Origin of the sequence: Aeromonas sp. A35_P (genome assembly GCF_002259925.1) — a bacterium.
Lineage (GTDB): Bacteria > Pseudomonadota > Gammaproteobacteria > Enterobacterales > Aeromonadaceae > Aeromonas > Aeromonas dhakensis.
In genome coordinates, this window is record NZ_NEVB01000026.1 from 1 (window position 1) to 12910 (window position 12910).

Sequence of the window (12910 nt, forward strand, 5' to 3'; positions counted from 1 at the left end):
GAATCGTCTTCGGTGATCCTTGGCAAGGCCATCCGGCTCCGATTGCTCGAGTTGTAGACTATAACACCCTCTTGCGGGTTAGCCGTCAACGCACAGTGGTCACTGTTTTTACTATTTGTTGATATGGATATTTGTGGTGTGGGAGAGCGGCATCACGTTTATGTGTTTTTTGTCAGTTAGCCAAAATCCCGACTGATATCAATCAATGAATAATTCCCTTTGAGCACCATAAAATACTCGCATTCCAGTTTTTGTTGCGGAGTGTTGATGATCCAGTGGTTGATTAATCGGCGTTATTACCTTTTGACCTCGTTGACCCTCTTGTTGGGGGCCCTGGTGCTGGTGGTCACCCTCACCCTGGCGACGGCCAGCTATCTGCGCAGCATCGACAAGACGGTGACTGGCTACGGTCACATGCTCTCCTCTCTCGAAGCGGCCCTGATCCACGAGCTGGTGCTGGCCAACCAGCGTCAGATCGCCGTGCTGGAGGCGTCGCTGGACAAGGCTGCCATCGCCCGCGGCGAGCCGGCCGACAACCCGCTCTGGGCCATTGCCCACCAGATCAAGCGCGACAGCCACTACATCTACTTCTATCACCCGCAGACGGATCGCCTCAGCAGCTACCCGGCCTGGCAGCAGCCGGTTGAGTATCGCGCCGCCAGCCGCCCCTGGTATCGGGCCTTGTCGATGCCGGGGGCGGATCTCGTCTGGCTCGGCCCCTATCCGGAGTTCGGCTCGAACAAGCCGATCCTGACCCTCATCAAGCGGGTGCGGGGGCAGGATGGCCAGCTGCTCGGCCTGCTGATGGTCGACATGTCCTTCAACACCATAGAGCAGGCGCTGCAGCGGGCCATGGGCGGCAACCGGGCGGCCATCTACCTCAGTGCACGGGAGGACGGCAAGCTGGTGGTGGGCAGCAACATGGCGCTCTATCAACCGTCAGCGGCCGAGCCGGGGGGCGCGGACAAGGGGCTGGCGGTGATCCGGCACGGTAGCCACCTGCGTCGCGAGCTGGAGGAGATCGACTGGGATCTCAACATCTATCTGCCACCCGAACTGTTTCATGACGATCTTGAAGAAGCCCTGCTGATGGTGGCGCTGCCGCTGCTCCTGCTGTTTGCCATCTGGTTTTGCAGCATCAACTTTCTGGTGCGGGTGTTCAATCAGGAGCAGGCCCTGGTGGCGGGTTCGCTGACCGGCATAGTGCAGGATCCGACCCAGGCCAGGAGACCCGGCCGGCTGAAGACCTGGTTCGTACACGACAGCCTCAGCGAGATAGATCAGGTGCGGGCGAGTTTTCTGCAGGGGCAGGATGCGCTGCTGCACGACCCCCTCACCGGCATCATGAACCGGCGGGCCTTCACCCTGCGTCGCGCCGAGCTGGAAGAGCGCGCGACACCCCACTGGCTGCTGCTGTTCGACGTGGATCACTTCAAGCGCATCAACGACAGCTGGGGGCATGCGGTGGGGGATGGCGTGCTCTGCCGGGTGGCCGAGCTGCTGGTGACCGAGCTTGGCAGTGGCGGCGTCTTCAGGATCGGGGGGGACGAATTTGCTGCGCTGCTGACCTGGCCGCGCAACGAGCTGGAGGCGGGGCTGACCCGGTTGCTGGCCAGGGTGCGCAACCAGCGCTGGCGCGAGTTTCATGAGCCGGTCACCCTGAGCGTGGGCGGCGCTCACAGCATGGAGGACGGGGCCCTGCTGTTCGAGCGGGCCGACGCGTGTCTCTACCGGAGCAAACGGCTGGGGCGCGACGGCTGGTCGCTGACGCAGTGACCCCGGCCGGACGGAGATGCTGACAGATCCTGTCATATCGATCATGGGTGAGCGGGGGGGCTCTGCCTGGTGGCCCGGCGACTGCCCCCGCTGTCATTTCACAGCATCCGTTTTTTGGTAATAAAATTCAATATGTTAAGCTTGATTTGGTCAGCGCTGCAGGCAGTGCCTGGCCGGGTGTCGCTCTGCTGCGACAGTGGCGCCCTCTGCCGGGAATCGTATAGTTCGGGGAAATTAATCAGGTTTGACAGGAGTACCCCATGGAGATGAACAAGCACGGCATGCGCGCCCTGGCCCTGTTGGGCTCACTGCTGCTGGCCAGCGGTGCGGCGCAGGCGTCGGAGACCCTCAACACCATCCTGGGCGGCGGTGCGGCCGGCGGCGCGGCCACGGCCAACAAGGGCAACAAGAATGAAGCTGCCCTCGGCGGGGCCGTCGGGGCACTGGGCGGGGCCGCCATCGGCAAGAGCGTGGGCGGCAGCACGGGTCAGCTGATCGGGGCTGGCGTGGGCGGGGCCAGCGGATCTGCCATCGGGGCCAAGACCGGGGATGGCCACAAGAGCAACGATCGCTACTATGACGATGACCACAGGTACTACAAGAAACACAAGAAGCACAAGAAACACAGATGGCACGACCATGATTGATCGCCGCCAGCATTGAGAGAGGGGCCGATGGGCCCCTCTCTCGTTTTGGTCGCCAGAGGGGTCACACCAGCCGGTGCTGGCGGCGCCCCTCGGCGAAGGCGTTGATGTTGTCGATCAGCTGATCGGCGAGGCGCTGCATCGACTCCTCGCTGGCCCAGGCCACGTGAGGGGTGAGGATGAAGTGGGGGTACTGCAGCGCCTTCATCAAGGGGTGGTCGGGGGGCGGCGGTTCGACGCTCGCCACGTCGAAACCGGCGCCGCCGAGGCGACCATTGGCCAGCGCTCGCAGCAGGGCCTCCTCGTCCACCAGACCGCCGCGGCCGACGTTGATCAGCAGGGCACCCGGCTTCATCAACCCCAGCTCCCGCTCGCCGATGAGGTTGCGGGTATAGGGGGTGAGCGGGCAGTGCAGGCTGATGACGTCCGCGCTTTGCAGCAGCTCGTCCAGCGGCAGCCGATCCTCGTCGTGGCTGGCGCCGACCTGGCTCTGGGCGTAACGCACCTCCATGCCGATCCCCCTGGCCCGCTCGCCGAGGGCCTGACCGAGCGTCCCCTTGCCGATGATGCCGAGCCGCTTGCCGTGCAGATCCGTGATGTGGTGATCGAAGAAGCAGAACTGGCCGCTCTGCTGCCAGCGTCCCTCCAGCAGCGACTGGCGCCAGCAGAAGAGGTTGCGAGCCAGGGCCAGCATCAGCGCCATGGCGTGTTCCGGTACCGAGGGGCCCGAGTAGTTGCGGATGTTGCAGACACCGACATTGGCGGCGCGGCACGCCTCCAGATCCACGTTGTCGCTGCCGGTGGCCGCCAGCGCGATGAGTTTCAGGTCCGGCAGCCGGGCCAGCTCGGCGGCGCCGATGCGTACCTTGTTGATGATGGCGATGCTGGCATCTTTGAGTCGCTCTACCACCTGCTCGGGGGCCGTGCTGGGGTAGCTCTGCCAGTGGTGGGGAAAGTCGGGGTGGCGCAGGGTGATGCCGGTATCCAGGGTATCGCTGTCGAGAAACACAATTTGCTGCATGAAGCCTCCTGCCGTTGAGGCGTCCATGATGCCAAACATCGGCGGCAAAGGGCCAGTTTGCTGCACCTCAAGGCCTTGGCAATCGTGCCGGATGTGAGACAGGCGGCATTTTTGGCGTCAGAGCCAGCCGAGGTGGGTGAGCCAGCCCTGGATCCGGGTCGGCGTTTCATCCAGCTCCAGCAGGGCGTAGGGGCGGTAGTTGAGCTTGTGGCTGCGGCGGCTCTCGCTTCTGCGCGCCTCGGCGGCCAGCAGTGGCCAGCGTCCGCCATCCTCCTGATAGAGGTCGAGGGTCGGCATGGTGGCCTGCGCGATCTCCTTGGCGAAGACCTGGTTGCTCTGCTGGTCGGGGAAGAAGCCGTCGAGCAGCACCAGCGCATCGGGGGCGGGCAGCTGTTCGCTGGCGATGAGGTGGGTGGCCCAGGCGGCGCCGGTGCCTTGCGCCAGTATCAGCTTGAAGCCCCCCTCCTGCAGCTTGGCATCTCCCAGCTTGCTGATGCGGGTGGCAAATTGCTTGCGAAAGTCGTCGATGGCCTGCTGCTTTTTCTCGGCGGCGGGGTCCAGTTCGGTCTGCTGGGGCGAGGGGAGCAGCAGCAGGGTGTCGAAGCCGAGCCGGCCGAGGGCCCGGGTCAGCTGCCACAGCTGGCCGCTGCGCTGCCAGTCGGGCAAGAGGATGGCGAGCCCCACGTAGCTGTCGCTGTCGTGCTTGGCAAACAGCACCGTCTGCTTGTCGATCTGGGTGCTGTTGGGCAGTCCCTGCCAGTCGTTGTTCTGCCAGTAGTCGAGGGGCGTGAGCGGTGTGCCCTCGCTGGCCTGCAAGGGGTTGCCTGCCTGCAGGGTCAGTAACAGCAGTGATAAGAACAGTTTGGCCATAGTGCGCTCCCCCGGTTATTCGGGTTAGCGGCACCAGGCCGGTTTTCTGAAGGGGGAAGTGGCAGCGTTAGCGTGGCGGTCGCTTGAGGCTTGCCAGCCCGGCCAGCTGGCGGTTGTGCAGGGGCGAGAGCAGCAGCAGGGCGCTGACGGCGCCAATCAGGGCGAAGAACATGTCGGACTGGGTATCCCAGGGATCGCCCTGGGTGCCGAGAAACTCATCCGCCCCCTGGCCGAGCGCAAGGGCGGCCCCCCACTCGATGAACTCGTAGGTGGCGCTGATGGCGAGCACCACGCAGACCACCAGAAACGCCAGCATGCGTCGGCCCTGTACATGGCCCCCGCGCAGCAGGATCTCCCGGCATACCAGGGCGGGCACGAAGCCCTGGAAGAAGTGGCCAATCTTGTCATAGGGGTTGCGACCGAGCTCGAGCCACTGTTGCAGTTCGAACCCGAGTGGGACGCGGGCATAGGTGTAGGCGCCGCCCAGCATCAACACCATGGCGTGCAGGGTGATGCACAGATAGAGCAGGCTGGTGAGCGGAAAAGAGCGGTGCGTCAGGACAAGCAGCGGCATGGCGATGAGCACGGGGGCGACCTCCATCAGCCAGGTCGCCCTGTCATAGGGTTGCCAGCCGGAGAGGGCCAGCAGTAGCAGGGTCAACAGCAGTAACAGCGCTTTGTGCAGGGATGTCATGGGGCGCTCCGGGGTATGGCACAAGCCAGCATGCTCCATTTAGCCATGTTTGCGCCGCGAATACAGCAGGGGCCGATGCGCCCATAAAAAAAGCGAGCCGACGGCTCGCTTTTTTACCACTGATCCAAGGGGTCAACTTAGTTGACGCGACGCTTGAACTCACCGGTGCGGGTATCGATTTCGATCTTGTCACCGATCTCTACGAAGGCGGCAACGGCCAGCTCGTAGGTGGTGCCCTTCAGACGGGCAGGCTTGGTCACTTTACCGGAGGTGTCGCCACGGGCAGCCGGCTCGGTGTACTCAACTTCGCGCACGATGGTGGTCGGCAGTTCTACGGAGATGGCTTTCTCGTTGTAGAAAGTCACTTCACACAGATCTTCCATGCCGTCTACCAGGTAGTTCAGCGCGTCACCCAGGTTGTCTTTCTCGACGTCGTACTGGTTGTATTCGGTATCCATGAATACGTACAGCGGGTCGGAGTAGTAGGAGTAGGTGCACTCTTTACGTTCCAGCTGAACAACGTCCAGCTTGTCGTCGGCCTTGAAGACGGTCTCGGTGGCGCTGCCGTTCAGCAGGCCTTTCAGCTTCATTTTGACCACGGCGGAGTTACGGCCGGATTTGTTGAATTCAGCCTTCTGGACCACCATCGGCTCGGTGCCGATCATGACTACGTTACCAGCGCGGATTTCCTGTGCGGTTTTCATGTAAAAAATTCCTGTTCGTGAAACGGACGGATAAAAACTGCCAGATTATATACGGCTTTCTAAAAATTTCACCAACCTCGTGACGAGATCCCCGTCCTGGAGCAGCTTATGTGACCAGTGTCGCCCATGTTGCTGCCATATCGCGGCGTGATCCGGCCATTGGGCCCACCATTCACGGGTATTTTCCCCCTGATTGAGGGCATGGCTGAAACCGCGCAGCCACTGGCCGGTGGCGGTGGGCAGCTCTGCCAGATAGTGGTCGAGAAAGCCGTCCAGCTTGACCATGTGCGCCTGCTCTTCCTGCGGGTAGATGTGCCAGAGGAAGGGGCGGGCAGCCCACTGGGCCCGCACGAAGGAGTCTTCGCCGCGTACCAGATTGAGATCGCAGCTCCACAGCAGCCGATCGTAGCCGGCCTGATCGGTCATCGGCAGCAGCTTGATGGCGAGGTTGCCCGAGCGCAGCAGATCCCCCGCTCGGGCCGTGGGGATGGCAGCTGCCAGCCCGGCGCCGGTGAGCACGTCGTTGAGGGAGCGCCCGAGCGGCAGCAGCAGGGTGACGGGGGTGGCGCCCTGGCACCAGCTCTCGACCAGGCTGGTCAGGGCGGCACTCTCGTAGGTAAAGAGGCTGACCCGCAGCTCGAGCTCCTGTTTGGGGGGCAGGCCCAGGCTCGCCCAGTAGGCGTTCAGTCCCGCTTCATCCAGTTGCCAGCGCTCGCGCTCGACGATGAGGCCGCGCTCGCACAAGAGGCCGCCGGTTCTGGCGGTGAAGCCCGGGAAGAAGAAGTATTTGTTGAGGCTTTGGTTGCCGACCCGTTGGGGAGAGGCGAGGCCATGGCAATCCTCGACCCAGCTCTCGGCCGAGAGGTACTCCAGGTTGAGCCAGCAGGGTGGCCTGGCTTGGCTCACCATCTGCTCGACCATTTGTTCAATGAAGAGGGCGGGCAGTTCACAGGCGAACGCCTCGATCACCACCCGGGCCGGGATGGTGTCGGCCGGCAGGGTCTCATGCCAGTGCTGGATATGGATGCCGTCGACCCACTGGCTCTCCTGCGCGGGGTCTAGCCCAGGGCAGATGCGGGCGAAGCTTTCTAGATCGTCCACCCAGAGCCGCACCTGAACTTCACCCTCCTGCGCCGGGAGCGCACCTTCCCGTTTCACCTGGCGGGCCAGCCGCCAGGTGACGCCGATGTCACCGAAGTTGTCCACTACGCAGCAGAAGATGTCCCAGTCAAACGGGGGAAGCGGGCTTGTCATGTCGCGGGGTTCCAGATGCAAAAAAACCGGTGCGCAGGGTAGCACACCGGTTGGCTGGCTTCTAACCGTCAGCGCGTGACGGTGGCTGCGGCAGGTTACTCCTTGCCGTAGACGTTGTTCTCTTGCTCACGCACCCGGATAAAGGTGGTGCGCTTGGTGAGTTCCTTCAGCTGGCTGGCCCCCACATACGTGCAGGTGGAACGCACGCCGCCCAGGATGTCGCGCACCGTGTTCTCCACCGGGCCGCGGTAGGGCAGCAGGACTGTCTTGCCCTCGGAGGCGCGGTACTCGGCGACGCCGCCGGCGTGCTTGTCCATGGCGCTGGACGAGCTCATGCCGTAGAACTTCATGAAGGGCTCGCCATCGACATCGACGATCTCGCCACCGCACTCCTCGTGGGCCGCCAGCATGCCGCCCAGCATCACAAAGTCGGCGCCGCCGCCAAACGCCTTGGCCACATCCCCCGGGCAGGTACAGCCGCCGTCACCGACGATCTGGCCGCCGAGGCCGTGGGCCGCATCGGCACACTCGATAATGGCGGAGAGCTGCGGGTAGCCGACGCCGGTCTTGACCCGGGTGGTGCAGACCGAGCCCGGGCCTATGCCTACCTTGACGATGTCGGCGCCGGAGAGGATCAGCTCTTCGACCATCTCGCCGGTCACCACGTTGCCCGCCAGGATGACGTGGTTGGGGCAGGCGTCACGGATCTTGCGCACGAACTCGACGAAGTGCTGGGAATAGCCGTTGGCCACGTCGACGCAGATGAAGCGCAGCGCCTCGGACATGGCGAGGATCTGACGGGTCTTGTTGAAGTCATCCTCAGAGGTGCCGGTAGAGACCATCACGTGGCCCAGCAGGGCCGGGTCGGTTTCATTCACAAAGGTTTGCCACTGCGCAAGGCTGTAGTGCTTGTGTACTGCGGTCATCATCTCGAAGCCGGCCAGGGTACGCGCCATGGCGAAGCTGCCGACGGTATCCATGTTGGCGGCGATGACGGGCACCCCTTGCCATTGGGTCTGGGTGTGCTTGAAGGTGAACTGGCGGGTCAGGCTGACTTGGGAACGGCTCTTGAGAGTAGAGCGCTTGGGGCGGAACAGGACATCCTTGAAACCGAGCTTCAAGTCTTCTTCGATACGCATTACGAATTCCTTATTGAGCCTTGTTTGATAGGTCACTTTGCAGTGGCAACTTTTCGGCAGGCGCAAAAAAACCGGTGGTTTTCAGGGCCTCCGGTTTACAACAGTGTAGGCAAAAATCCCTCCGGAACAAGACTGATAATTCACTCAGCGTTGTGGTAGCCTTTGGCGTCACAACCTGAGCACAGCATTGGGTTTCATCCAGCCCCGTTTATCTCGTCCCATCCGTCTACTTGAAACCACCTGATTGAATCCTTTCTGGCAAGGTTCTGCGTGATCCTGACGCCACAGGCCATGGCCGCGTTGGTTGCGGTCAGCCAGACACGTTCGCCAGTTGACAGCCGGACTTTCCATCCCCACTCTGGGCGGCTCGGGCCTGTGGCGGCCCCGTCCTGACAAGGAGTAGACATGATCCGATTGCGAATGATACCGCTGCTGCTGGCCGGGTTCGCCCTGCCGGCCCTCGCCGCGCCGGCGCCCGCCATCTATGGCTGGATTGAGAAGGGGCTCATCATGCCGAGCGGGGTGGCGGTGAAGATGAAGCTGGATACCGGGGCGCTCACCTCCTCGCTCGATGCGCGGGATCTGCGCCACTTCAAGCGTGACGGCAAGCCCTGGGTGCGCTTTACCCTGCAGGTGACCGATGCCAATACCGACCGGCAGGTGAGCCAGACCCTGGAGCGGCCGGTGGAGCACATGGTGACGGTACGTGGTGCCGGCGGCATGGAGCAGCGCCCCACGGTCACCATGTCCATCTGTCTGGGCGACAAGGTCTATGAAGAGTGGTTCACCCTGCGGGATCGCAGCAAGATGATCTATCCGGTGCTGTTGGGGCGCCGCCTGCTGGCGGAGCTCGGCGCGGTGGATTCGAGCCGAACCTTCACGGTGCAGCCGAGTTGTCGCTGAGGTGGATGACGCCATAAAAAACGGGGGCCTGGCCCCCGTTTTTTATGGCGCTGGTCAGGTCGGGCGGGAAGGGGCGGGCAGCAGCACGCTCACCTCCAGCCCCCCTTCTGGCCGGTTGTGGATGTCGAGATCGGCGCCGTGCAGCTGGGCGATGCGCGAGACGATGGCCATGCCGAGGCCGACCCCGTCCCCCTGCTGGGGATTGACCCGAAAGAAGCGTTCGCACAGGCGCGACAGGGCCGCAGTGGGGATGCCCGGGCCGTTGTCGCGAATGTCGACCCTGACCCTGTGCCCCTCCTGGCACGCCTCGACCACGATCTCGCCCTGGGCCTGGGTGTAGCGCAGGGCGTTGTCGATGAGGTTGCTGAACATCAGCTCCAGCAGGGTGGCCTGCCCCATCACCGTCAGTTGCTCGGTGCCCTCCAGCGACAATTGCTGATCCTTTTTCAGGGCGATGGGGGCCAGGGTGGCCAGGGTGCCCTGCAGCAGCTGGTTCAGGTTGAGCTCGCTCAGCTCCAGCCCCTGCTGGTTGTCGATGCGGGCCTGGGTCAGCAGCTGGCGCAGCAGCCGATCGCTGCGATCGAGTGCCAGCAGCATCTTCTGCAGGGAGTGCTGACGGCTCTCTGCATCCTCGGCGGCCAGCGCGTTCTCGCTGTGGATGCGCAGCACCGCCAGCGGGGTGCGCAGCTCGTGGGCCGCCTCGTTGGTGAACTGCTTCTCCCGCTCTATGGTGTCGGCAAGCGCGTGCATCAAGCGGTTGATCTCGTTGGTGAGCGGGGTCAGCTCCAGGGCCCGGATCTTCAGGTTGAGCGGGCTCAGGTTGGCCGGGTGGCGCTCACCGATGGCTTGGGCAAACTGGCGCAGCGGCGCCAGCCCGCGCGAGATGAGCCACCACAACAGGCCGAGCAGGAAGGGCAGGGTGATGAGCAGCGGCAGCATGGTCAGGGTGGCCATCTTGCTGGCCAGCTCGCTGCGCTCGTCGTCCCGCTCCGCCACGATGAGCCAGGTCTGTGCGTCCTGGTTGTAGAGGGTGAAGGTGCGCCACTCGTGGTTGTCCTTGGTGACGCTGTTGAAGCCGGGAGCCAGGGTGCCGAGGGGTTGGCTGGGGGCACTGGGGGAGCGCAGCAGTATGGTTCCCTGCTCGCTCAGCAGCTGGAAGTAGAGGTTGCGCTCGAACTCGTGGCCGAAGGGGGTGAGCTCTCTGTCTTCCCCCCGCAGGTTGAAGCTCTTGTCTTTCTGCCACGGCTCCGGGTTGCTCTGCTCCCACTCCTGATAGACGGTGCCGTTGGCGGGCAGCTCGCCGTTTTGTTCCAGATAGCGGCCGAGCAGTTGGTTGGTGATGCGGGCCGACTGGGCGAGCCTAGCATCGAACAGCTCCTCCATTTCGTGGCTCGCTTCCAGATAGCCGATGAGGGCACTGACGGCCAGGCTGGCGCTGACCAGCGCCAGGATGCCGGAGAGCAGAAAGCGGCGGATGGAGCGGGGACGCGTCATGCTCGGCCGTCCCGGCGCTGGGCCTGTTCAAGCTGGGGAATGATGTAGCCGACCCCACGGATATTGCGGATGAGATCGCTGTAGAACTTCTTGCGCAGGTGGTGGATGTGCACCTCCACCGCGTTGCTCTCGGCCCCCTCGTCCCAGCCGTAGAGGCTCTGTTGCAGCTGATCCTTGCTCAGCACCCTCCCGCTCTGGGTGATGAGCTCCTGCAGCAGCTTGTATTCGTGGGGGGTGAGCTTGACCGGCTCGCCCCGATAGGTGACCTGCTGGGACTCGGGATAGAGCTGCAGCTCGCCGTATTCGAGCACCGCCTGGGCCTGGCCCTTGCTGCGCCGCACCAGGGCGCGCAGGCGGGCGTTGAGCTCCTGCAGGGCGAACGGCTTGACCATGTAGTCGTCGGAGCCCGCATCCAGCCCCAGCACCCGATCGTCGAGGGCGTCGCGAGCGGTGAGGATCAGCACCGGCAGCGTCTGGCCTTCCCGGCGCAGCTTGCGCAGCAGGCTGATGCCGTCGATGTCCGGCAGGTTGAGATCCAGAATGAGGGCGGCAAACTCCTCGCTCTTGAGCACCGACAGGGCAGGCAGCCCCTGCTGCAGCCAGTCCACCGTGTAGCCGCTGCTGCGCAGGGCATCCACCATGCCGTCGCCCAGCATCACATCATCTTCCACCAACAGGATCCGCATTGTTATTCCCCTCAAAAGACGCTGCCCACCAGTATGCAAGCTGGTGGGCAGAGTTTAAATAGCCCGCTGATCCCGAACGGATTTACAGCTTGTCGAGGCGGTCGCGGATCTCGATGCGCCGACCCTGATCCGCCAGCTCGCGACCCGGCCGGGGCGGGGCGGCCAGCGCTTTTTCCAGATAGCCCTTGGCCTCGGCCTTGCGGCCCTGATCCAGCAGGAAATCGCCGTAGAAGAAGTTGGGATCGATGCCGGTCGGGTTGATGGCCAGCGCCTGCTTGAGCAGCTGCTCGGCCTTCTCGTCATCGCCAAACCCCACCGGCCAGCCCGGCACCTGATAGTAGAGCGAGCCCAGGCTGGTGTAGGCGGAGCCGTCCAGTGCCTTGGGGTCCTGCCTGAGGGCGATCTCCAGCTTGGCCTTGGCCTCCTTGACCAGACCGAGCGCACCCAGCCCGCCTTTGGCGCCGGCCCAGGTGCTCTTGACGATGGCCGACCAGATCAGCAGATCGGTGCGAAAGGCCTCCTTGGCGCTGGCCTGATCGGCCTGGCTGCTCAGCTGTTCGAGGCAGCTCTCCTTGGCCTTGCCGGTCTGTTGATACTGACAGACGGCCCACTGCTGCTGGATGACGGGCAGGGCGTCGGCGGCCTGGGCCATCCCAGAGCCCAGCATGAGCAGCAGGAGGGCGCCTTGGGTAAGACGGGGGCGGAAAGTGGCGTGCTTCATCTTAACGTTCCTTCTCTGTCATGACGGAGGTGGTGTGCCCCGAATTGCCGGCAGCGGGCGCCGGGTGGCGGGCATAGCGCTCTATGATGGGTTTTTGCCTGGCCAGCGCCCGGTCGACCAGGCCGGGCAGCAGGCCGTTGAGCCGCACGAACAGCTTCTCCGGCCAGCCGAGCCAGCTGCGGCGGGTTTCGTTGCACAGGGCGAGGACAGCCTCCTCGGCCACGTCCTGCGGGCTGTCGGTGTGGGTGCCGAGCTCGGCATTCATCTCGTAGGCCGCCTCCGAGTTGAGGCGGGTACGGGTGGCGCGGGGAGCAAAGTGCAGCACCTGGATACCGGTTCCCTCCAGCTCGCGGCCGAGCGCCTCGCTAAAGCCGCGCAGGGCGAACTTGCTGGCGCAATAGACGCTGTAGCCGGCGTAGCCGATGGCGCCGAAGCTGGAGCCGATGTTCATGATCACCGCCGGCTTGCGCAGGCGGGGCAGCAGCATGCGGGTGAGCTGGATCGGCGCCTCGACGTTGAGCAGCAGCTGGCGCTCGACCTGCTCGCTGCTCTGATCTTCCAGCCAGGCAAACTGGTTGCAGCCGGCGTTGTTGATCAGCACGTCCAGCCCCTCGTCCAGCGCCGGGTGCTGCAGCAGTCTGGCCCGCTCCTGGGGCGAGCCCAGATCGGCGATCACCGTCTGGTGGCGCTCCGGGTGCGGCAGCTCCTTGCACAGCCGCTCCAGTGCACCGGCCCTGCGTCCGTGCAGCAACAGGTGTGCCCCCTGGGCCGCCAGCTCCTGGGCCAGCGCTTCGCCGATCCCGCCGCTGGCGCCCGTGAGCAGCACGAGTTTTCCTTCAAGCTTCATGATGTCTGGTTTTCCGTCAGTTGATAGAGTGTATGGAGATGGTATTCACCTGACAGTTGCCCACAAAAGGGAGTGGTCATACGGCTTCAAACCGGATAACAAAACGGTACCCCTACCGTGTTATCTGGAGTCACCGTATGACCACCAACGAGAAAGA

Annotated in this window: 13 protein-coding genes; 3 read left to right on the top strand and 10 right to left on the bottom strand. The window is 63.7% G+C overall.

Features of this window, described 5'->3' with window-relative positions; genetic code table 11:
- Positions 1-267: 267 nt before the first annotated feature.
- Positions 268-1776: a sensor domain-containing diguanylate cyclase gene (locus CAK78_RS02460; RefSeq protein WP_094696253.1), complete on the top strand. Its 1509-nt coding sequence runs from the start codon at positions 268-270 to the stop codon at positions 1774-1776.
- 260 nt (positions 1777-2036) lie between these two features.
- A complete protein-coding gene (locus CAK78_RS02465; protein ID WP_094696254.1) occupies positions 2037-2423 on the top strand; it encodes a glycine zipper domain-containing protein in 387 nt (128 codons plus the stop codon).
- Positions 2424-2484: 61 nt separating this feature from the next.
- Here CAK78_RS02465 and CAK78_RS02470 read toward each other — a convergent pair whose 3' ends face one another.
- The 6 genes from CAK78_RS02470 to CAK78_RS02495 all read right to left on the bottom strand — a co-directional run bounded on the left by CAK78_RS02470 (position 2485) and on the right by CAK78_RS02495 (position 8102).
- A complete protein-coding gene (locus CAK78_RS02470) occupies positions 2485-3441 on the bottom strand; it encodes a D-2-hydroxyacid dehydrogenase (protein ID WP_094696255.1) in 957 nt (318 codons plus the stop codon).
- A 117-nt stretch (positions 3442-3558) separates the two neighbouring features.
- Positions 3559-4311: a DUF3530 family protein gene (locus tag CAK78_RS02475; RefSeq protein WP_094696256.1), complete on the bottom strand. Its 753-nt coding sequence runs from the start codon at positions 4309-4311 to the stop codon at positions 3559-3561.
- A 67-nt stretch (positions 4312-4378) separates the two neighbouring features.
- A complete protein-coding gene (locus CAK78_RS02480; protein WP_094696257.1) occupies positions 4379-5005 on the bottom strand; it encodes a DUF2238 domain-containing protein in 627 nt (208 codons plus the stop codon).
- A 137-nt stretch (positions 5006-5142) separates the two neighbouring features.
- Complete coding sequence (gene efp, locus CAK78_RS02485; protein ID WP_005298294.1) at positions 5143-5709, bottom strand: elongation factor P; 567 nt, start codon at positions 5707-5709, stop codon at positions 5143-5145.
- A 45-nt stretch (positions 5710-5754) separates the two neighbouring features.
- A complete protein-coding gene (earP, locus tag CAK78_RS02490) occupies positions 5755-6963 on the bottom strand; it encodes an elongation factor P maturation arginine rhamnosyltransferase EarP (protein ID WP_094696258.1) in 1209 nt (402 codons plus the stop codon).
- 95 nt (positions 6964-7058) lie between these two features.
- Positions 7059-8102, bottom strand: a complete 1044-nt coding sequence (locus tag CAK78_RS02495; protein WP_019839556.1) for a GMP reductase — start codon at positions 8100-8102, stop codon at positions 7059-7061.
- Between the two features lie 405 nt (positions 8103-8507).
- Between CAK78_RS02495 and rloA3 the strand changes: the two genes are divergently transcribed.
- Complete coding sequence (rloA3, locus tag CAK78_RS02500; RefSeq protein WP_094696259.1) at positions 8508-9005, top strand: retropepsin-like aspartic peptidase RloA3; 498 nt, start codon at positions 8508-8510, stop codon at positions 9003-9005.
- 54 nt (positions 9006-9059) lie between these two features.
- Here rloA3 and CAK78_RS02505 read toward each other — a convergent pair whose 3' ends face one another.
- The 4 genes from CAK78_RS02505 to CAK78_RS02520 form a co-directional block, all read right to left on the bottom strand.
- Positions 9060-10499, bottom strand: coding sequence for an ATP-binding protein (locus CAK78_RS02505; protein ID WP_094696260.1), 1440 nt, complete (start codon positions 10497-10499; stop codon positions 9060-9062).
- On the bottom strand, positions 10496-11185 hold the full coding sequence (locus CAK78_RS02510) for a response regulator (RefSeq protein ID WP_005298307.1): 690 nt from the start codon (positions 11183-11185) through the stop codon (positions 10496-10498). Before CAK78_RS02510 ends, CAK78_RS02505 begins: the two co-directional genes overlap by 4 nt.
- A gap of 82 nt (positions 11186-11267) precedes the next feature.
- On the bottom strand, positions 11268-11906 hold the full coding sequence (locus CAK78_RS02515) for a tetratricopeptide repeat protein (protein ID WP_094696261.1): 639 nt from the start codon (positions 11904-11906) through the stop codon (positions 11268-11270).
- 1 nt (position 11907) lies between these two features.
- Entirely contained in the window at positions 11908-12753 is an 846-nt protein-coding gene (locus CAK78_RS02520; protein WP_094696262.1) for an SDR family oxidoreductase, read from the bottom strand.
- Positions 12754-12910: the final 157 nt, after the last annotated feature.

Bases quoted from the DNA above. Each gene is read 5' to 3' on its own strand.
- CAK78_RS02460 (WP_094696253.1), top strand. From the start codon at position 268: ATGATCCAGTGGTTGATTAATCGGCGTTATTACCTTTTGACCTCGTTG.
- CAK78_RS02465 (WP_094696254.1), top strand. From the start codon at position 2,037: ATGGAGATGAACAAGCACGGCATGCGCGCCCTGGCCCTGTTGGGCTCA.
- CAK78_RS02470 (WP_094696255.1), bottom strand. From the start codon at position 3,441: ATGCAGCAAATTGTGTTTCTCGACAGCGATACCCTGGATACCGGCATC.
- CAK78_RS02475 (WP_094696256.1), bottom strand. From the start codon at position 4,311: ATGGCCAAACTGTTCTTATCACTGCTGTTACTGACCCTGCAGGCAGGC.
- CAK78_RS02480 (WP_094696257.1), bottom strand. From the start codon at position 5,005: ATGACATCCCTGCACAAAGCGCTGTTACTGCTGTTGACCCTGCTACTG.
- efp (WP_005298294.1), bottom strand. From the start codon at position 5,709: ATGAAAACCGCACAGGAAATCCGCGCTGGTAACGTAGTCATGATCGGC.
- earP (WP_094696258.1), bottom strand. From the start codon at position 6,963: ATGACAAGCCCGCTTCCCCCGTTTGACTGGGACATCTTCTGCTGCGTA.
- CAK78_RS02495 (WP_019839556.1), bottom strand. From the start codon at position 8,102: ATGCGTATCGAAGAAGACTTGAAGCTCGGTTTCAAGGATGTCCTGTTC.
- rloA3 (WP_094696259.1), top strand. From the start codon at position 8,508: ATGATCCGATTGCGAATGATACCGCTGCTGCTGGCCGGGTTCGCCCTG.
- CAK78_RS02505 (WP_094696260.1), bottom strand. From the start codon at position 10,499: ATGACGCGTCCCCGCTCCATCCGCCGCTTTCTGCTCTCCGGCATCCTG.
- CAK78_RS02510 (WP_005298307.1), bottom strand. From the start codon at position 11,185: ATGCGGATCCTGTTGGTGGAAGATGATGTGATGCTGGGCGACGGCATG.
- CAK78_RS02515 (WP_094696261.1), bottom strand. From the start codon at position 11,906: ATGAAGCACGCCACTTTCCGCCCCCGTCTTACCCAAGGCGCCCTCCTG.
- CAK78_RS02520 (WP_094696262.1), bottom strand. From the start codon at position 12,753: ATGAAGCTTGAAGGAAAACTCGTGCTGCTCACGGGCGCCAGCGGCGGG.